At 67.4% G+C, this 19,047-nt stretch carries 18 protein-coding genes; 9 read left to right on the top strand and 9 right to left on the bottom strand.

Translation table 11 applies throughout. The annotated features are described in order from the left end of the window. Positions 1 to 40: 40 nt before the first annotated feature. Positions 41 to 1,147, top strand: a complete 1,107-nt coding sequence (locus ACSX1D_RS21630; RefSeq protein ID WP_439860393.1) for a PAS domain S-box protein — start codon at positions 41 to 43, stop codon at positions 1,145 to 1,147. Positions 1,148 to 1,598: 451 nt separating this feature from the next. After that, on the top strand, positions 1,599 to 3,254 hold the full coding sequence (locus ACSX1D_RS21625) for a BCCT family transporter (protein ID WP_439860392.1): 1,656 nt from the start codon (positions 1,599 to 1,601) through the stop codon (positions 3,252 to 3,254). Positions 3,255 to 3,439: 185 nt separating this feature from the next. Here ACSX1D_RS21625 and ACSX1D_RS21620 read toward each other — a convergent pair whose 3' ends face one another. After that, positions 3,440 to 4,906 (bottom strand): PLP-dependent aminotransferase family protein, encoded by a 1,467-nt coding sequence (locus ACSX1D_RS21620; RefSeq protein WP_439860391.1) that lies wholly within the window; start codon positions 4,904 to 4,906, stop codon positions 3,440 to 3,442. An 88-nt stretch (positions 4,907 to 4,994) separates the two neighbouring features. Here ACSX1D_RS21620 and ACSX1D_RS21615 point away from each other — a divergent pair, with 88 nt between their 5' ends. The 3 genes from ACSX1D_RS21615 to ACSX1D_RS21605 are packed head-to-tail and all read left to right on the top strand — an operon-like array spanning position 4,995 to position 6,803. Continuing rightward, complete coding sequence (locus ACSX1D_RS21615; RefSeq protein ID WP_439860390.1) at positions 4,995 to 5,654, top strand: FMN-binding negative transcriptional regulator; 660 nt, start codon at positions 4,995 to 4,997, stop codon at positions 5,652 to 5,654. After that, entirely contained in the window at positions 5,651 to 6,094 is a 444-nt protein-coding gene (locus ACSX1D_RS21610) for a GNAT family N-acetyltransferase (RefSeq protein WP_439860389.1), read from the top strand. Before ACSX1D_RS21615 ends, ACSX1D_RS21610 begins: the two co-directional genes overlap by 4 nt. A 13-nt stretch (positions 6,095 to 6,107) precedes the next feature. Continuing rightward, positions 6,108 to 6,803: a GNAT family N-acetyltransferase gene (locus ACSX1D_RS21605; RefSeq protein ID WP_439860388.1), complete on the top strand. Its 696-nt coding sequence runs from the start codon at positions 6,108 to 6,110 to the stop codon at positions 6,801 to 6,803. 6 nt (positions 6,804 to 6,809) lie between these two features. Here ACSX1D_RS21605 and ACSX1D_RS21600 read toward each other — a convergent pair whose 3' ends face one another. After that, a complete protein-coding gene (locus tag ACSX1D_RS21600; protein WP_439860387.1) occupies positions 6,810 to 7,628 on the bottom strand; it encodes a helix-turn-helix domain-containing protein in 819 nt (272 codons plus the stop codon). A gap of 157 nt (positions 7,629 to 7,785) precedes the next feature. On the opposite strand from ACSX1D_RS21600, the gene ACSX1D_RS21595 reads away from it, so the two are divergent. From ACSX1D_RS21595 to ACSX1D_RS21585, 3 genes are all read left to right on the top strand, one after another. Beyond that, a complete protein-coding gene (locus ACSX1D_RS21595; protein ID WP_439860386.1) occupies positions 7,786 to 9,231 on the top strand; it encodes an alanine/glycine:cation symporter family protein in 1,446 nt (481 codons plus the stop codon). A 63-nt stretch (positions 9,232 to 9,294) separates the two neighbouring features. Further along, entirely contained in the window at positions 9,295 to 10,284 is a 990-nt protein-coding gene (locus ACSX1D_RS21590; RefSeq protein WP_439860385.1) for an asparaginase, read from the top strand. A gap of 118 nt (positions 10,285 to 10,402) precedes the next feature. Further along, positions 10,403 to 10,858 carry a GNAT family N-acetyltransferase gene (locus tag ACSX1D_RS21585; RefSeq protein ID WP_439860384.1) on the top strand — a complete coding sequence of 152 codons (456 nt, stop codon included), beginning with the start codon at positions 10,403 to 10,405 and terminating at the stop codon, positions 10,856 to 10,858. A gap of 91 nt (positions 10,859 to 10,949) precedes the next feature. Here the strand turns inward: ACSX1D_RS21585 and glsB are convergent, their stop codons facing one another. The 5 genes from glsB to ACSX1D_RS21560 all read right to left on the bottom strand — a co-directional run bounded on the left by glsB (position 10,950) and on the right by ACSX1D_RS21560 (position 16,562). Further along, complete coding sequence (gene glsB / locus ACSX1D_RS21580; protein WP_439860383.1) at positions 10,950 to 11,858, bottom strand: glutaminase B; 909 nt, start codon at positions 11,856 to 11,858, stop codon at positions 10,950 to 10,952. 99 nt (positions 11,859 to 11,957) lie between these two features. After that, entirely contained in the window at positions 11,958 to 12,260 is a 303-nt protein-coding gene (locus tag ACSX1D_RS21575; protein WP_439860382.1) for a DUF3240 family protein, read from the bottom strand. 1 nt (position 12,261) lies between these two features. Next, positions 12,262 to 13,203 (bottom strand): sodium-dependent bicarbonate transport family permease, encoded by a 942-nt coding sequence (locus tag ACSX1D_RS21570; RefSeq protein ID WP_439860381.1) that lies wholly within the window; start codon positions 13,201 to 13,203, stop codon positions 12,262 to 12,264. 122 nt (positions 13,204 to 13,325) lie between these two features. Then, entirely contained in the window at positions 13,326 to 15,131 is a 1,806-nt protein-coding gene (gene oadA / locus ACSX1D_RS21565) for a sodium-extruding oxaloacetate decarboxylase subunit alpha (RefSeq protein WP_439860380.1), read from the bottom strand. Between the two features lie 15 nt (positions 15,132 to 15,146). Further along, on the bottom strand, positions 15,147 to 16,562 hold the full coding sequence (locus ACSX1D_RS21560; protein WP_439860379.1) for an acetyl-CoA carboxylase biotin carboxylase subunit: 1,416 nt from the start codon (positions 16,560 to 16,562) through the stop codon (positions 15,147 to 15,149). A gap of 227 nt (positions 16,563 to 16,789) precedes the next feature. Here ACSX1D_RS21560 and ACSX1D_RS21555 point away from each other — a divergent pair, with 227 nt between their 5' ends. Further along, complete coding sequence (locus ACSX1D_RS21555; RefSeq protein ID WP_218281540.1) at positions 16,790 to 17,737, top strand: LysR family transcriptional regulator; 948 nt, start codon at positions 16,790 to 16,792, stop codon at positions 17,735 to 17,737. Here the strand turns inward: ACSX1D_RS21555 and ACSX1D_RS21550 are convergent. Together ACSX1D_RS21550 and hexR are read right to left on the bottom strand one after the other, a co-directional pair. Next, complete coding sequence (locus tag ACSX1D_RS21550; protein WP_439860378.1) at positions 17,679 to 17,903, bottom strand: PA3496 family putative envelope integrity protein; 225 nt, start codon at positions 17,901 to 17,903, stop codon at positions 17,679 to 17,681. The genes ACSX1D_RS21555 and ACSX1D_RS21550 overlap by 59 nt on opposite strands. 192 nt (positions 17,904 to 18,095) lie before the next feature. Continuing rightward, positions 18,096 to 18,965 carry a transcriptional regulator HexR gene (gene hexR / locus ACSX1D_RS21545; RefSeq protein WP_208707720.1) on the bottom strand — a complete coding sequence of 290 codons (870 nt, stop codon included), beginning with the start codon at positions 18,963 to 18,965 and terminating at the stop codon, positions 18,096 to 18,098. Positions 18,966 to 19,047 lie beyond the last annotated feature (82 nt).

Below are 19,047 nucleotides of genomic sequence, written 5' to 3'. Positions count from 1 at the left end.
CAGCGCCGTGCAATCGTGGCGCCCCCGAGAAGGTCGTGCGATGGAACCTGACAGCTTTGCCTTTCGCCTCAAGGAACTGCTCGAGCTCAAGAAGCTGAGCCTGCAGGCCGTGGCCACTGCCCTGGGCATTTCCCGCACCGCGGTGCACAAGTGGACCCGCGGCGGCGCGATCGACGAGGATCGCCTGCGCAGCCTGGCCGAGTTCCTCGAGGTCAACTGGATCTGGCTGCGCTACGGCGAGCAGGGCCAGCAGGAGGCCGACAGCGCCGAAGCCGTCGAACTGCCGATGACCGACGTGCGTCGCCAGTACGCCGCCGAGATCATGGAAAGCGAAGCGCGCATGCGCCTGGCCCTGCAGAACGCCAACGTGGTCATCTGGGAGTGGAACCTGCTCAGCGACGAGGTCACCTACTCGCACAACGTGGAGAAGATCTACGGCTGGCCGGTGAACCGCAACGACGACTTCTGGCCCCATGTGCTGCCCGAGGATGCCGAGGCATTGCAATCGGCTATCGACCAGGCCATCGCCACCGGCGAGCCCTATGACATCGACTTTCGCATCGTCACCGGCAGCGGCGAGGTGCGCTGGATCTCCTCGCGCGCCACGCCGATCCGCGACGGCCAGGGCCGCGTGCTGCGCATGACCGGGGTGAGTACCGACAGCACCGAGCGCAAGATCGCCGAAGAGGCGCTGCGCGACAGCGAGCAGCGCTTTCGCACCATCTTCGAACAGGCCTGCGGCGCCATGGCCTATATCGACCTCGACGGCACCTGGCTGAAGGTCAACCAGCGCCTGTGCAGCCTGCTCGGCTACAACAGCGAGGAGCTCTGCGGTCAACGCTTCCAACTGCTCAGCCACGAGGACGAGCTGCCCCACAACCTGGACCTGCTGGCGCGCCTCAAGGCCGGCGAAGTGGACATGTACGAGATCGAGAAGCGCATGCGCCATCGCGACGGCCACTTCATCTGGGTTCGCGCGCGCACCTCGCTGCAGCGCAATCCGCGCAGCGGCGAGGCCGAGCACCTGATCACCTTCCTCGAGGACGTCACCGAGCAGCGCGCCCAGCGCGAACAGCAAGCGGCCGAACTGGCGCGCTGCCGCGAGCAACTGGCGGCGCTGACCGGCAGCAGCCAGACCGCCTCGTAGCAAATCCTGCACAGCCGCGGCCGAACCCCCCCCCAAGTGGCAACCTTGCGCTGCCAGGCGGCCCGCGGGTCGCCCCCTTCAAACTCGAGACGCCACACTCCGGCCTTTCCGGCCTCCCGCACCTAGCGCCAACCTCCTGATTTCGACGACGAAAGTCCGCCTGGCGGCTATTGCGCTTTAGCTGCCTCATACCCATAATGTTAACTATTAGTAGATGTTAACTTTTAGTTAACGCACTAATTGGAAACTTCTTTCGCACTGGACTGCGGCGCAGACGGGCGGTCTCTTGTTGCTGTGGCCCAGACACAGCTGCGCGTTCTTCGGCACCGTTGCCTGACGGTCGAAGTGCGCTGTGCGCAGCTTCCTGGTCCACCGCACCGCAGTGAGGCCGTGCATTATAAAAAACGACCACGAGCAGGCTCGCCTGGCCTGTTCGCGAGGTAACAAGCCCATGAACAACAACAACAGCCTTGCCGGCAAAGGTATCGAGCAGACAATCTTCTGGCCCGCCGTGGCCGCCGTGCTCTGTACCAGCGTTCCCCTCATGCTGTTTCCGGAAGCCGGATCACAGATCGTCAATAACCTGTTCGCCTGGATCACCGGCACCTTCAGCTGGCTGTTCCTGGTGACCGGCGTCGCCTCCTTCGCCTTCATGGGCTGGCTGGCCTTCGGCCCCCTCGGCCGTATCAAGCTCGGAGCGCCGGAGGATGCACCGGAGTTCAGCACCGGCGCCTGGATCACCATGCTGTTCTGCGCCGGCATCGGCATCTCCATCTGTGCCTGGTCGTTCGCCGAGCCGATCTACCTGCTCGACGGCCCGCCCCTGCACCTGGTCAAAGGCACCACCACCGCCACCGAGTGGGCGGCGATGTACCCGATGTTCCACTGGGGCCTGATCCCCTGGGCCATCTACCTGCTGCCGGCCGTGCCGATGGCCTACTACCTGTACGTGCGCAAGGGCAAGGTACTGCGCCTGTCGGAAGCCTGCCGCGGCGTGTTCGGCGGCCTGGTCGACGGCCCCCTGGGCAAGCTGATCGACGTCATCGTGATGTTCTCCATCATCGGCGCAGTGGGCACCTCCCTGGGCCTGTCGGTACCGCTGGTGTCCGCCCTGTTCCAGGAGATGTTCGGCCTCGAGCAGTCCTTCGGGCTGCAGCTCGGCGTCCTCGCCCTGTGGACCCTGATGATCGCCTGGAGCGTGTGGAACGGCCTGAGCAAGGGCATCCAGACCCTGTCCAACATCAACGGTGTGCTGGCCATCCTGATGCTGGTGTTCGTCCTGGTCGCCGGCCCGACCCTCTACCTGATGGGCCTGTGGACCAACAGCATGGGCCTGTACCTGGACAACTTCTTCCACATCTCCACCTGGACCGATCCGATCGACAAGGGCGGCTTCCCGGAAGGCTGGACCGTGTTCTACTGGGCCTGGTGGGTGGCCTACGCACCGATGATGGGCCTGTTCGTCGCCCGTATCTCCCGCGGCCGCACCATCAAGGACCTGGTCCTCAACGGGGTGATCTGGGGCAGCGTCGGCTGCTGGGCGTTCTTCGCCATCTGGGGTGGCTACGCCGTGCACCTGCAGACCACCGGCGTGGTCGATCTGCTGAGCATCCTCAACAACCAGGGCATGCCGGCCATGGTGGTGGCGGTGATGAAAACCCTGCCGTTCTCCGGCCTGATCATCCCGGCCTTCACCGTGCTGTGCTTCGTGTTCCTGGCCACCACCGTCGACTCCTCGGCCTACACCCTGGCCTCGATCAGCACCCGCGAGCTGACCGGCTATGAAGAGCCGGCACGTGCCAACCGCATCCTCTGGGCGGTGCTGCTGGCCCTGTTTGGCGTCGGCCTGCTGGTGGTCGGTGGCCTCAAGGCCGTGCAGACCTCCACCCTGGTGGTGGCCCTGCCGATGTTGCCGGTGATGCTGATCATGGCCATTTCCCTGGTGCGCTGGGCCCGCGAGGACTTCGGCGCGGCCCTGGATACCAAGGTCTGCAGCCTGCGCCTGAGCAACGGTAGCCATGAAGTGGTGGACCAGCTCAACGCCGCAGCGGCAGCGGATGCGGCCCCGGCCAGCGTCATGGCCAAGGCGCAGCCCGCCACTAACTGATACGCCGTTGCACACGGACGCCTGCCCTGGGTGGCAGGCGTTCGCCTGATGGCCCCGACTGGGCCTCCTCCCCGCCTCGCTTACCCTGCCCTCGCCCACCCCGGGCTCCTCGCGTAGCAACACCTCACTGTGAAGATCAACCGCGCCCAGGCGCTGCAGCACCTCGTGCAAGGTGGCGCGCTCCGCTACAGCTTCCAGGCCCTGCGCAGCGCCTGCAAAGCCTCGGCGATCCGCGCCTCCGGCACCGCGGCGAAACCCAGCACCAGTCCGGCGCGCCGGTCCTCCGGCACTTCGCTGTTCGCCAGCCAGTAGTCACTCAGGGCGTTCACCTCCACCCCCACCGCTGCCGCCGCGGCGACCAGCTCGCGCTCGCGCGCCAGGCTGTCGACCCGCACGCACAGGTGCAGGCCGGCTTCCACCACGGGCAACGGCGCGCAGCCCGGCACCTGCCGCGGCCAGCCGGCCAGCAGGGCGTCGCGGCGGCTCCGTGCGGCAGCGCGCATGCGCCTGATATGCCGCTGGAAGTGGCCAGCGGCGATGAACTCGGCCATCACCGCCTGGGTGCCGATCTCCGAATGGCGCATGTCCAGGGCGCGGCGGCGGGCGAAGGGCTCGACCAGAGCCGGCGGCAGCACCAGGTAGCCCAGACGCAACGCGGGAAAGGCGATCTTGCAGAAGGTGCCGACGTACAGCACCCGCCCCTGACGATCGAGGGCGGCCAGGGGCGCCAGCGGCGTGCCGCTGTAGCGGTACTCGCCATCGTAGTCGTCCTCGACTATCCAGGCGTCGTGGCGCTCGGCCCAGTCGAGCAGCTCCAGGCGCCGCGCCAGCGACAGGGTGACCCCGCTGGGGTATTGGTGCGACGGCGTGACGTAGCTCAGGCGGCAGCCGCCGGCGCACTCCAGCGCCGCGGTGTCCAGCCCCTCTTCATCCACCGGGATGCCCAGCAGGCTCGCCCCGGCCACGGCGAAGGCCTTGCCGGCCGCGCGATAGCCGGGGTTCTCGACGGCCACCCGGTCACCCGGTTCGACCAGCAGCTGGGCGCACAGGCTGATGGCCTGTTGCGCACCACAGGTGACCAGGATCTGCGCCGGGTCGCAGTGCAGGCCACGGCTGTTGCGCAGGTAGGCGGCGATCAGCTCGCGCAGTTGCCCGTCGCCGGCCGGATCGCCATAGCCCAGGCGCGCCGGGTCCGGCTTGCGCCAGAAGCGCGCCGAGAGCCGCGCCCAGGTGTGGAAGGGAAACAGGTCGAAGGCCGGCACGCCGACACGAAAGGCACGCGGCGCGCCGTCCAGTGGCCCCGGCAGATGATTCTGCAGCAGGCGCTGCTGGGCCTGGCTGGGCGCGGCGACACTGCTGGGCGCGGGCGGCGGACCCGGCACGGTGGCCAGCTCGACGACATAGGTGCCCGCACCTATCCGGCCCTCGACATAGCCCTCGGCGTACAGCTGGTCGAAGGCACGGGTCACGGTGTTGCGGGCGATGCCCAGCAGCCTGGCGAGGTCGCGGCTGGCCGGCAGGCGGGTGCCGGGCGCCAGGCGTCCGTCGAGAATACGTTCGCGCAACGCCTGGTACAGCTGGCGCGCCAGGCCCTGGGCCGGGTCGAGACGGATGCCGGAGAGATCGACGGGAAGCGCTGCGGACACTGACATGATTGGCCCAATCAAATTCGCAAGAAGTGGATCTTACAACAGACCAATATCCTGCCTAGCATGGTTGCAACCCATCTGGAGAGCCGCCATGTTCACGCCGTCCATCCATCGCCAGAACGATCTTCCCACCCTGCACCAGCAGATAGCCGCCAGCGGCCTGGCCACAATGGTCAGCCAGGGCCCGAACGCCCTGCAGGCCAGCCACCTGCCGCTGCTGCTGGAACCCGGCGAAGGCGAGTTCGGCACCCTCTACGGCCACTTCGCCCGGGCCAACCCACAGTGGCGCGACCTCGCAGGCGGCGCTGAGGTACTGGCAATCTTCCAGGGCCCGGACGCCTACGTCAGCCCCGACTGGTACCCGAGCAAGGCCGAGCACCACAAGTCGGTGCCGACCTGGAACTACATCGCCGTGCATGCCCAGGGTCGCGCCGAAGTGTTCGACGATGGCGAACGCCTGCTGCAACTGGTCAGCCGCCTCAGTGACCGGCATGAGGCCGGCCGCGCCAAGCCCTGGGCGGTGAGCGATGCGCCGCGCGACTACATCGACGCCATGCTGCGCGCCATCGTCGGCTTCGCCCTGCCGATCCGGCGCCTCGACGGCCAGTGGAAGCTCAGCCAGAACCGCGACGCCGCCGACCAGGCCGGGGTACGCGAGGGCCTGGCGGCCAGCCTTGGCGACCGCGACCGGGAAATGGCCCGGCGCATGACCGCCCTCAGCGAAGCCGCTAACCGCGAGGAAACCCCATGAGCCTGCGAATCCGCCCAGTCTGCAGCGCCGACCACGCCGCCTGGCTCGCGTTGTGGCAGAGCTACCTGGGCTACTATCAGACGGCCCTGGACGCCGAGATCAGCGCCTCGACCTGGCAGCGCTTTCTCGACCCCGCCGAGCCGACCCATGCCGCCCTCGCCTGGCAGGAGGGTCGGGCCCTGGGCTTGGTGCAGTGGGTCTACCACCGCTCCAACTGGTCGCTGGAAAACAGCTGCTACCTGCAGGATCTGTTCGTCGCCGCGGACACCCGCGGCGCCGGCATCGGCCGACGGCTGATCGAACACGTTTATGCCCAGGCCCAGGCCGCAGGCGCCACCCGGGTGCACTGGCTGACCCAGGAAGGCAACAACACGGCCCGGCAGCTGTACGATCGCGTCGCCGAACGCTCCGGCTTTATCCAGTACCGCAAGAGCCTGTGAAGGGAGCCGCGCCATGACCCGCACCAAGCTGACCGACTGGCAACCCCGCCCGGCGCCGCAGCGCGCCCCCTTGCAGGGCCGCTACGTGCGTCTCGAACCGCTTGAGCTCGCGCTCCATGGCGAAGACCTGTGGCAGGCCCTGCAGGGTGCGGGCGCCGACCCACTGCTATGGGACTACCTGCCCTACGGCCCCTTCGCCGAGCGTACGGCCTTCGATGCCTGGCTGGCGCACAACGCCGCCAGCCTCGACCCGCTGTTCTTCGCCGTCATCGATCAGGCCAGCCAGCGCGCCGCCGGCCTGCTGAGCTTCCTGCGCATGGCGCCGAAGGATGGCTGCATCGAGATCGGCCATATCGCCTTCGGCCGCGCCATGCAGCGCAGCCCGGCCTCCACCGAGGCGGTCTACCTGCTGGCCGAGCTGGCCATGGGGGCGCTCGGCTATCGCCGCCTGGAGTGGAAGTGCAACGCCCTCAACGCCCGCTCCGTGCGTGCCGCCGAGCGCCTGGGCTTCACTTACGAAGGCACCTTCCGCCAGCACATGGTGGTCAAGGGGCGCAATCGCGACAGCGCCTGGTTCTCCATCATCGACAGCGAATGGCCGGCCTGCCGCACGGCGTTCGAGCGCTGGCTGGCGCCTGCCAATTTCGACGCCCAAGGCCGGCAGATAGAGCGCCTGGAACGCCTGCGCACAGGCAGTGGCCAGGCCTGAGGCGGCTCACTCGATCTCGAACAGGCCGTCGCGAAGATGAGCGGCGGCCAGACGCCGGCGCACCTCGGCATCGATGCGCGGATCGTCCGGGCCATACAGCATCACCTGGCGGTAGGCGTTGACCCGGTTGACCTCGGTGCCGAGGAAGTCCCAGACGACCCGGGTGCAGGCCGGGGTGCGCCGGTCGCCGCTGGAGACCCCGGTCTTCAGGCCGTTGAGGCGGGTGATGCGGCTCTTGAAGCTGGGAATCAGGATGGTCTGACTCATCTCGTTGCCGGTCAGCGACTCGTAGTCGATCAGGAACAAGCGGTCCTGCAGGTAAAAGGCCGCGCCCAGGTAGCGACAGCGCACCGAGTCGTCGGCCTCCGGGCCGGGGCCGTGGGGACGGCCCTGACGCTCCTGGCGCTCGAACAGGTAGCTGCCGCGTTCCTCGCGCAGCTGCACCAGCGACACCAGGATCTGCCCCGGCACCGACATACAGTTGGCGTACTCCAGGTAGTAGCCGCAGTAGCGCGCCAGACTGCTGGCGTGCTCGCGCAACGGCTGCAGCAGCTCGAGCAGCGGATCGCCGGCCGCCACGCGCTCCTGGCCGCCGCTGCGGGCGCCGATCAGGCCGGCGAACTGCTCCGCCGGCAGGCCCAGTTCGTAGTCCTCGACGCCGAAGAAGTCGCAGATGCGCTTGAGGTTGTAGGGCGTCGGCCGGCTCTGGCCGCTCAGGTACTTGTTGAACTGGCCGCGGTTGATCGCCAGCTGGCGACAGACCTCGGCGATCGAGCGGTAGTGGCTGCACAGCAACTTGAGGTTGTGACTGAAGTAATCGGACATGGGACCTGCGAGGGGTGATGCGAGCGACGCGACTATAGCATCAACGCGCATCAGATCGCCGCAACCCGCGAAATTGCCTGGCGCCCGGCTTTACCCAACCATGCCGCCGTCACCCGCTGGCGTGGCCTCCCCGGACAACTACAAGAGAGACACTCTCATGCTCGACCTTCTGAACGACCTGCTCTGGAGCAAGCTGCTGATCGTCATGCTGATCGGCCTTGGCCTGTATTTCACGGTGCTGTCGCGCTTCGTGCAGTTCCGCTACTTCGGCCGCATGTTCCGCATCCTCGCCGAAGCCTTCCAGCGTCAGCCGGGCCAGCTCAGCTCGTTCCAGGCCCTGATGCTCAGCGTCGCCGGGCGCGTCGGCGCCGGCAACATCGCCGGGGTCTCCGTGGCCATCATGCTCGGTGGCCCGGGCGCGATCTTCTGGATGTGGATAGTCGCCCTGGTCGGCATGGCCACCAGCTACTTCGAGTGCGCCCTGGCCCAGCTGTACAAGCGCCGCGAGGCCGACGGCAGCTACCGTGGCGGCCCGGCCTTCTATATCCAGCACGGCCTCGGCCAGCGCTGGCTGGGCATCGTCGTTTCGATCCTGCTGCTGGTGACCTTCGGCTTCGGCTTCAACGCCGTGCAGTCCTTCACCGTGGCCAGCTCGCTGCATGACACCTTCGGCGTGCCGACCCATATCAGCGGCCTGGTCCTGACTGCCGTCATCGGCCTGATCATCTTCGGTGGCATCAAGCGCATCGCCAAGATCGCCGACGTGCTGGTGCCGGTGATGGCCTTCGCCTACCTCGCCCTGGCGCTGTTCGTGATCGGCAGCAACGTCGCTCAGGTTCCGGAAACCCTGGCACTGATCGTCAAGAGCGCCTTCGGCCTGGAGCCGGCCTTCGCCGGCGGCATCGGCGCGGCGATCATCATGGGCGTCAAGCGCGGCCTGTTCTCCAACGAGGCCGGCCTGGGCAGCGCGCCCAACGTCGCCGCCGTGGCCGAGGTCAAGCACCCGGTGGCCCAGGGCATCGTGCAGTCGCTCAGCGTGTTCATCGACACCATCATCCTGTGCAGCTGCACCGCGCTGATCATCCTGCTCTCCGGCGTCTACCAGCCGGGCATGGAAATGGCCGGCGTGGTCCTGACCCAGACCGCCGCGGCCAGCGTGGTGGGCGAGTGGGGCCGGGTGTTCGTCAGCGTCGCCCTGCTGCTGTTCGTCTTCACCACCCTGATCTACAACTACTACCTGGGTGAGAACGCCCTGGGCTTCTTCAGCGGCAAGCGTGGGCCGGTGATGGTCTACCGCGCCCTGGTGGTGGCCCTGGTACTGTGGGGCTCGGTGCAGGACCTGGGCACCGTGTTCGCCTTCGCCGACGTGACCATGGGCCTGCTGGCGGTGGCCAACCTGGTGGCCCTGGCGCTTCTGTTCAAGGTCGGCCTGCGCCTGATGCGCGACTACGACAGCCAGGTCAAGGCCGGCGTCGAGTCGCCGGTATTCGACCCCAAGCGGTTCGCCGACCTGGATCTGGACCCGGCAGCCTGGCCCGCCAACCCGCCGAGCGCTGCCCCGGCGGCGGATGCCGAGATCGCCCACGCCGCGCACCAGCGCTGATCGGTCAGCGCAGTGATACAACAGGGGCCGAAATGGCCCCTGTTGCTTATTGAGGAGACGCCAATGCCTTCGACAAAAATTCTGGTGCTCTACACCGGCGGCACCATCGGCATGCAGCAGACCGCCGCCGGCCTGGCGCCGGCCTCCGGTTTCGAGTCGCGCCTGCGCTCGCAGCAGGCCCTGGAAACCGCCCGCCAGCTGCCCGACTGGCTATTCCGCGAACTGCTGCCGCCGATCGACAGCGCCAACATGAGCCAGGCCAACTGGCTGGCGATGGTCGCGGCGATCCGCGCCGGCGTCGAGCAGGACGGCTGCGACGCGGTGCTGCTGCTGCACGGCACCGACACCCTGGCCTACAGCGCCGCGGCCTTGAGCTTCCTGCTGCTGGGCCTGCCGGTGCCGGTGGTGCTGACCGGCTCCATGCTGCCGGCCGGCGCCCCGGACAGCGACGCCTGGAACAACCTGTTCGGCGCCATGCAGGCGCTGCACCAGGGCGTCGCCGCCGGCGTGCACCTGTATTTCAACGGTCGGCTGATGCAGGGCAACCGGGTCAGCAAGCTGGGCAGCGCGGTGTTCGACGCCTTCAGCGAGCTGCCACGCCGGCGTAGCGCCGCCCGGGCCGGGGTGATTCCCGCCGAGCTCGACTACCGTAAGCCGCGCCAGCCGGTAAGCCTCGCCGTGCTGCCCTTCTACCCGGGCATCCAGGCCGCCCAGGTCGAGGCGCTGCTGGCCGGCGACGTGCGCGGCCTGCTGCTCGAGTGCTACGGCAGTGGCACCGGCCCAGCGGACGATGCGGCCCTGCTCGCCGCGCTCAAGGCCGCCCACGACCGCGGCGTGGTGCTGGCGGCGATCAGCCAGTGCCCCCACGGCCATGTCGAGTTCGGCGTCTATGCCGCCGGCAGCCAGCTGGCCAGCGCCGGCCTGGTCTCGGCCGGTGGCATGACCCGCGAAGCGGCCCTGGGCAAGCTGTTCGCCCTGCTCGGCGCCGGCCTGGACCAGGCGCAGGTGGAGCAGTGGTTCGCCGTCGACCTGTGCGGGGAAAACGCCGACTGAGGCCGACCGTGCCCTGCGCCGGCGCACCGCCGGTTCGGGGCGCCCCGCCAACTGCGGGCTTGCAGCCTGGGCCCAAGGGTTTCAGGATGACAGTTCAGCCCTCCAGGAGCCCGCTCCCATGCCCATCCGTATCGACGTTGAGATCCGCCCGGTCGGCGCCGACGACCATGCCGCCTGGCTGCCGCTGTGGCAGGGCTATCAACGCTTCTACATGACCGAAATCCCCAGCGCCGCCAGCGACCAGGCCTGGCAGCGCTTCCTCGACCCCGGCGAGCCCATGCACGCCGCCCTGGCCTGGCACGACGGCCAGGCCGTGGGCCTGGTGCACTGGATCTACCACCGTTCGACCTGGACCGCCGGCGACTACTGCTACCTGCAGGATCTGTTCATCGCCAAGGACCTGCGCAGCAGCGGCGTCGGCCGCCAGCTGATCGAGCATGTCTACGACCAGGCGCGCCGGGCCGACTGCGCGCGGGTCTACTGGCTGACCCATGAGAGCAACAGCCGCGCCATGCTGCTGTATGAGCGCATCGCCGAACGCTCGGGCTTCGTCCAGTTTCGCAAGCTACTGTAGCGCGGGTCGCCCGTTCTCGATCGACCAGGCCCCATGGTGGCGGTAAACGGCGATCGCCACCCCAGGGCTCAGTCGCCGGGCGGTGAGCGCCTCAGAACACCGACCAGCCGATGCGCTGGCTGAGCAGCTCGAGCGCCGCCATGCCGACCAGGGAGTTGCCGGCGGCGTTCAGCTCCGGCGACCAGACGCAGACGCTGAAGCGCCCCGGCACCACCGCGACGATGCCGCCGCCGACCCCGCTCTTGCCCGGCAGGCCGACCCGGTAGGCGAAGTTGCCGGCCTCGTCGTACAGCCCGCTGGTGGCCATGATCGCGTTGACCTGCTTGGCCTGGCGGGCGCTGAGCACCTGCTCGCCGCTGTGCGGGCAGAAGCCGTCGTTGGCCAGGAAGGAAAAGGCCCGCGCCAGGTCGACGCAGCTCATGCGCAGGGCGCAGTGGCTGAAGTAGCTGCGCAGCACCGCCTCGACGTCGTTGTGGAAATTGCCGAAGGCCTGCATCAGGTAGGCCATGGCGGCGTTGCGCGCGCGGTGCTGGTACTCCGATTCGGCGACCCGGTTGTCGATCACCAGCTCGGGGTTGCCGGCCAGACGGCGGACGAAGTCGCGCATCGACAGGGCCGGGGCGGCGAAGCGCGACTGGTTGATGTCGCAGATCACCAGGGCACCGGCGTTGATGAACGGATTGCGCGGCCGGCCACGCTCGAATTCCAGCTGCACCAGGGAGTTGAACGGTTGCCCGGAGGGTTCGTGGCCGAGGCGCTGCCAGATCGCCTCGCCGGAATGGCCGATGGCCTGGACCAGGCTGAACACCTTGGAAATGCTCTGGATCGAGAAGGCCGTACGCGCATCGCCGGCCATGTGCAGCTCGCCGTCGTTGCCGTACACGGCGATGCCCAGCTGATTCGGCGCGACATCGGCCAGGGCGGGGATGTAATCGGCCACCTTGCCCTGGCCGATCAATGGGCGGACTTCGTCGAGTATCTCGTTCAACAGTGCTTGCATGGTCGGGTTCGCAGCCATCCCCGGACGACGCCCGGGCTATGGCTGCTAGACGCTCGCGGGCCGGCGCTGATCACAGCGCCGGCCCGCGGTGGCCGCGGATCAGAACTTCTGCGGGCGCAGCACCTCGACCTCGGCCAGGTAGCAGATCATCGCGTAGTCGGCGTAGTAGCGCTGCTGCAGGTGCTCGGCCAGCTGCTCGGCCCGCTCGCGGGTGCAGATGATCTCCACGCGGATATTGCCCTCGGTGTCCCAGCCGGCGCTGCGCACGCCGTGGGCACCGCGGCCGCGCGCATCGGTGACGGTCCAGCCGGGCGCGCCCAGCTGCTCCAGGTCGGCCACCAGCTTCTTCTCCAGGGCCGCCTCGCAGATCACGGTGAGCAGGGTACGGGTCGATGCGTTCATGTCAGAGCCCCCAGGCGATGAGTTTTTCGGCCAGCCCATGATAGAGGGGGATGCCGATCAGGATGTTGAACGGGAAGGTGATCCCCAGCGAGGCGGTCAAGGATAGCGAGGGATTGGCCTGGGGCAAGGCCAGGCGCAGGGCCGCCGGTACGGCGATGTACGAGGCGCTGGCGGCCAGGGTGGCGAGCATGGCCGTGCCGCCGAGCGACAGGCCCATGAAGCGTGCCAGCAGGGCGCCGATCAGCGCGCCGAGCAGCGGCATCAGCAGGGCGAAACTCACCAGGCGCAGGCCGAACTGCTTGAGCGAGCCCAGCTGGCCGGAGGCGATCAGGCCCATCTCCAGCAGGAAGAACGCCAGCACCGGCTTGAACATGCTGGTGTACAGCGGCTCCAGCGGCTTGATCGCCTCCTTGCCGGCCACCGCGCCGATGATCAGGCCACCGAGCAGCAGCATGATGCTCTTGCCGAGGAAGATCTCCCGGCCCAAGTCGCCCCAGTGGGTGTCACGGCTGATGCCCTTGGCCAGGATGATGCCGACCAGGATCGCCGGGACCTCGAGGATGGCGACGAACAGCGGCATGTAGCTCTCGAAGGCAATCTCCCGCGAGACCATATAGGCGACCACCACCGCGAAGGTACCGGCACTGACCGAGCCGTAGTGCGCCGCCACCGCCGCCGCGTTGATGCGGTCGAAGCGCAGGCCGCGCAGCATCACGAAGGCCAGCAGCGGCAAGCCGATACCCAGCAGCAGCACCAGCGCCGACTGGCCGAGCAGTTGCGCGCTGGCCTGCTCGGCCAGCTCCACCCCGCCGTGCAGGCCGATGGCCAGCAGCAGGATGATCGACAGCGTCTCGTAGAGCGCCGGTGGCAATTTCAGCTCGCTCTTCAGCAGGCCGGCGGTCAGACCAAAGACGAAGAACAACACTACGGGATCGATACCCATCTCAAGCTCCTGAATCGGCCGACACCCATCGACCGGGCAAAAAAAGGGAGCCTTGCGGCTCCCAGAGGACTCACTCGTTACAAGACGTTGGAAAGCCTAGCTGGCGATACATGTCGCGGCCTTCACTCGATCTCGATCAATACTTCGCCCGGGTTGACCCGGTCGCCCTTGGCCACATGCACGGCCTTGACGGTGCCGGCGATTGGCGCCTGCACCTCGGTTTCCATCTTCATCGCCTCGGTGATCAGCACCGCCTGGCCGGCCTTGACCGCATCGCCTTCCTTGACCAGCACCTCGACGATGTTGCCCGGCATGCTGGTGCTGACATCGCCCGGCGCCGCGGCGGCCTTGCGCTTGCCGCCGGCACCGGCGACGAATTCGTTGAGCGGCTCGAACACCACCTCTTCCGGCATGCCGTCGATCGACAGGTAGAAGTGGCGCTTGCCGTCACCCTTGACGCCGACCCCGGTGATATCCACTCGGTAGCTCTCGCCGTGCACGTCGACGATGAACTCGGTCGGTACCCCTTCACCGCCGGCCGCCGCCACGCCGCCCGCCTCGGGGATCGGCAGCAGCACTTCGGGGGTCAGGGTGCCGGCTTCGCGTTCCTCGAGGAACTTGCGGCCGATGTCCGGGAACATGGCGTAGGTCAGCACGTCTTCCTCGGACTTGGCCAGGGCGCCGATCTCGCCGCGCAGCTTGACCATCTCCGGCTTGAGCAGATCGGCCGGGCGCACGTCGATCACCTCTTCGCTGCCGATCGCCTGCTTGCGCAGCTGCTCGTTGATCTTGCCCGGGGCCAGGCCGTAGCGGCCCTGCAGGTAGAGTTTCACCTCGTTGGTGATGGTCTTGTAGCGCTCGCCGGCGAGCACGTTGAACACCGCCTGGGTGCCGACGATCTGCGAGGTCGGGGTGACCAGCGGCGGGAAGCCGAGGTCCTCGCGCACCCGCGGGATCTCCTCGAACACCTCGTTGATGCGGTCCAGGGCGCCCTGCTCCTTGAGCTGGTTGGCCAGGTTGGACATCATCCCGCCCGGCACCTGGTTGACCTGCACGCGGGTATCCACGGCGGTGAATTCGCTCTCGAACTGGTGGTACTTCTTGCGCACCGCGTAGAAGTACAGGCCGATCTCCTGCAGCAGCTCCAGGTCCAGGCCGGTGTCGTACTCGCTGCCCTTGAGCGCGGCGACCATCGACTCGGTGCCCGGGTGGCTGGTGCCCCAGGCCATGCTGGAGATGGCGGTGTCGATATGGTCGGCGCCGGCCTCGATCGCCTTGAGCTGGCACATGGCGCCGAGCCCGGCGGTGTCGTGGCTGTGCACGAACACCGGCAGGTCGACCTCTTCCTTCAGCGCCTTGACCAGATCGAAGGCCGCATAGGGGGTCATCAGGCCGGCCATGTCCTTGATCGCCACCGAGTCGATGCCCATGGCCTGCATGGCCTTGGCCTGCTTCACGAAGGCCTCGACCGTGTGCACCGGGCTGACCGTGTAGGCCAGGGTGCCCTGGGCGTGCTTGCCGGCGGCCTTGGTCGCCTCGATGGCCACGCGCAGGTTACGCACGTCGTTCATCGCGTCGAAGATGCGGAACACGTCGATGCCGTTGACCGCGGCCTTGGCCACGAAGGCCTTGACCACGTCGTCGCTGTAATGGCGGTAGCCGAGCAGGTTCTGCCCGCGCAGGAGCATCTGCAGGCGGGTGTTGGGCAGCGCGGCCTTGAGCTTGCGCAGGCGCTCCCAGGGATCTTCCTTGAGGAAGCGGATGCAGGCGTCGAAGGTGGCGCCACCCCAGACTTCCAGCGACCAGTAACCGACCTGATCCAGCTTGTCGCAGATCGGCAGCATGTCCTCGGTGCGCATGCGCGTGGCGAGCAGCGACTGATGGGCGTCGCGCAGGACGGTATCGGTGACGGTGATCTTCTTGCTCATGTTCTGATCCTTCCCTTACAGGCCAGCGTGGGCCGCGATGGCAGTGGCGATGGCGATGGCCAGGTGCGACGGGTTGCGTTTGATCGAGTACTCGGTCAGTTCCGGATGGCTCTCGACGAAGCTGGTGTTGAACTGGCCGCTGCGGAATTCCGGATTACGCAGGATTTCCTGGTAGTAGGCGGCGGTGGTCTTGACCCCCTGCACGCGCATGTCGTCCAGGGCGCGCAGGCCACGGTCCATCGCCTCTTCCCAGGTCAGCGCCCAGACGATCAGCTTCAGGCACATCGAGTCGTAGTAGGGCGGAATGGTGTAGCCGGTGTAGATCGCCGTGTCGGTGCGCACACCGGGGCCGCCGGGGGCGTAGTAGCGGGTGATCTTGCCGAAGCTGGGCAGGAAGTTGTTCTTCGGGTCCTCGGCGTTGATACGGAACTGCAGGGCGAAGCCACGGTGGACGATGTCTTCCTGCTTGACCGACAGCGGCAGGCCGCTGGCGATGCGGATCTGCTCGCGGACGATGTCCAGGCCGGTGATCTCCTCGGTGATGGTGTGCTCCACCTGCACCCGGGTGTTCATCTCCATGAAGTACACCTCGCCCTCGGCGAGCAGGAACTCCACGGTACCGGCGTTCTCGTAGCCCACCGCCTGGGCCGCGCGCACCGCCAGGTCGCCGATATAGGCGCGCTGCTCGGGGGTCAGCTGCGGGCTCGGGGCGATCTCGATGAGCTTCTGGTTGCGCCGCTGGATCGAGCAGTCGCGCTCGTACAGGTGCACGGTGTTGCCGAAACTGTCGGCGAGGATCTGCGCCTCGATGTGCTTGGGGTTGACGATGCACTTCTCGAGGAATACCTCGGCGCTGCCAAAGGCCTTGGTCGCCTCGGAGATCACCCGCGGGTAGGCCTGCTCCAGTTCCTCGCGGCTGTTGCAGCGGCGGATGCCGCGGCCGCCGCCGCCGGAGGTGGCCTTGAGCATCACCGGGTAACCGATGCGCTCGCCTTCGCGCAGCGCCTCTTCCAGGTCGGCGACGTTGCCTTCGGTGCCGGGGGTGACCGGCACGCCGGCCTTGATCATGCTGCGCCGGGCCTCGGTCTTGTCGCCCATGCGGCGGATCACCTCGGCGCTCGGGCCGATGAACTTGATCCCGCGTTCTGCGCAGATCTCTGCCAGTTCAGCGTTTTCCGAGAGGAAGCCGTAGCCCGGGTGCAAGGCGTCGCAACCGGTCTCCACCGCCAGGTTCACCAGCTTGCGCGGGTTCAGGTAGCCGGCCAACGGGTCGTCGCCGATGCCGTGGGCCTCGTCCGCGCGCTTGACGTGCAGCGCCATGCGGTCGGCGTCGGAGTAGATGGCCACCGAGCGGATGCCCATCTCGGCGCAGGCACGCACGATGCGGACGGCAATCTCACCGCGGTTGGCAATCAGGATTTTCTTGATCACAAGCGTTTTCCTCGGCCAGGCTCAGATAGATCGTTGCTGGCGCGCCGGCATCAGCCGGTCTGCGCGCGACCGCTATCCAGCTAGCGGTCGGGTAAACACCCTACGCCGAACAACCAATTACCCAAAATCAATAATAATTTGCTTGGCTATAAGTAATAGCTAATACACTCTGCCTGGCCGCCCGCCCGAATCGCTCGAAAACGAGGTACAAAGTGCGTAAGTCCTTGATGCGCATGACATTGCGCCAGCTCCAGGTGTTCCGCTCGGTGTGCCAACAGCGCTCCTACAGTCGCGCCGCGGAAGAGATGTCACTGACCCAGCCAGCGGTCAGCCTGCAGATTCGCCAGCTGGAGGAACTGCTCGGCCAGCCGCTGTTCGACTACGTCGGCAAGAAGCTGCACCTGACCGACGCGGCCGAGGCCCTGCAACTGGCCAGCGCCGACATCTTCGGCCGCCTGGAAAGCCTCGACATGCAGCTGACCGACCTGCAGGGCTCCCTGCAGGGGCAGTTGAGCCTGGCGGTGGAATCCAGCGCGAAGTACTTCGTTCCTCACCTGTTCGCCGCTTTTCGCCGGGATTACCCCGAAGTCAGCCTGCAACTGGTGGTGGTCAATCACGCCCAGGCGCTCAAGCGCCTGAGTGCCAACCGCGACGACCTGCTGATCATGTCGCTGGTGCCGTCGGACATGGCCCTGGAGTTCCTGCCGTTCCTCAACAACCCCATAGTCGCCGTGGCGCCGCCCGAGCACCCGCTGTGCGGCGCCGAGCAACTGCGCCTGCAGGACCTGACCGGCTGGCCGCTGCTGGTGCGCGAGCCCGGCTCGGGCACGCGCAAGGCCTGCGAGGAATACTGCCACCAGAAGCGCGCGCACTTCGCCCACACCCTGGAGGTCGGCTCCCTGGAGGGTCAGGCGGAAGGGGTGATCGCCGGCCTCGGCCTGGCCCTGCTGCCACGCCACGCGGTGCGCCGCGAGCTGGCCCAGGGCGTGCTGCGCGAGCTGCCGGTCGCCGAGCTGCCGCTGATGCGCAGCTGGTGCGTGGTGCACCCGCGGGGCAAGTACCTGTCGCCGGTGGCCCAGGCCTTCTTCGCCTATGTGCGCAACCAGCGCAGCCAGATCAGCGCCCTGGCCGAGCGCTTCGCGGCTCCAGGGCCTGACGCGACGCCGGGTAGCTAGCGGCGATCAGCTCGGGATAGTCGGCCAGCAGCGCCTGCAAGCGGCGTTGCTCGGCATAGCTCTCGATGGCCCGGCGATAGGCCATGCGGCGCTGGTCCAGTGCCTTGCGGCGGGCCTTGGCATCGAGCTTGGCGCAGGGTGGCGACTGATCTACATAACCAGACATGCTTTGACTCCCAGACCGAGTAGCGGGAGTTCCAGCCTGCTTTGGCTTGATGACGCGATGACGGCAGCGCGATGAAGCTGCGATGACCGATGCCGTTAGGGTGCGCCCCGCGCACCGAGGCCCTGGATTGTTTAAGGTGCGCGCGGCGCACCCTACTGCAGGAGTCGTTGCGTCATGGCCGCCGCTGCCGCCCTAGTGCTCCTCGACCACCTTCACCGACTTGGGCGACAGGCGCAGGCTGCGCAGACTGCGCTTGACGCTCTTGAGGTGGTTGACCAGGCTCGGCCCACGGGCCATGGCCACGCCCATGGCCAGCACGTCGATCACCACCAGGTGGGCGATGCGCGAGGTCAGCGGGGTGTAGATCTCGGTGTCCTCCTGCACATCGATCGCCAGCACCACCGAGGCCAGGTCGGCCAGCGGGGTCTGGCTCGGGCACAGGGTGATCAGGGTGGCGCCGGTCTCGCGGACCAGGTTGGCGGTGATCAGCAGGTCCTTGGAGCGGCCGGATTGGGAGATGCAGATGGCCACGTCGGTGGGCTTCAGGGTCACCGCGCTCATCGCCTGCATGTGCGGGTCGGAATAGGCCGCGGCGTTCAGCAGCAGGCGGAAGAACTTGTGCTGGGCATCGGCCGCCACCGCGCCGGAGGCGCCGAAGCCGTAGAACTCCACGCGCTGGGCCTGGGCACAGGCGGCGATGGCCTGCTGCAGGGCCTGGGGGTCGAGGTGCTCGCGCACCTCCATCAGGGTGTGCAGGGTGGTGTCGAAGATCTTCAGGCTGAAGTCGGCGACCGAATCGTCCTCATGGATCGCGAACTGGCCGAAGCTGGCACCGGCGGCCAGGCTCTGCGCCAGCTTGAGCTTGAGGTCCTGGAAGCCGCCGCAGCCGATGGCCCGGCAGAAGCGCACGATGGTCGGTTCGCTGATGCCGACGTTGTGCGCCAGCTCGGCCATGGAGCTGTGCATCACCGCAGCCGGGTCGAGCAGTACGTGGTCGGCGACCTTGAGCTCCGACTTGCGTAACAGGTGGCGGGACTGGGCGATGTGCTGCAACAAATTCACAAGATTAGGCTCGGCTTGAAGGATGGCGTATCCGTCGACTGGCCCTCATCCGAGTGGCGACTCGGTTATGATCGGGACAGCC

This window comes from Pseudomonas sp. MBLB4136, assembly GCF_051904765.1.
In the GTDB taxonomy this organism is placed as follows: Bacteria; Pseudomonadota; Gammaproteobacteria; order Pseudomonadales; family Pseudomonadaceae; genus Aquipseudomonas.
Note: the sequence above shows the minus strand (reverse complement) of the source record. Positions and strands in the feature narration are given on the sequence as shown.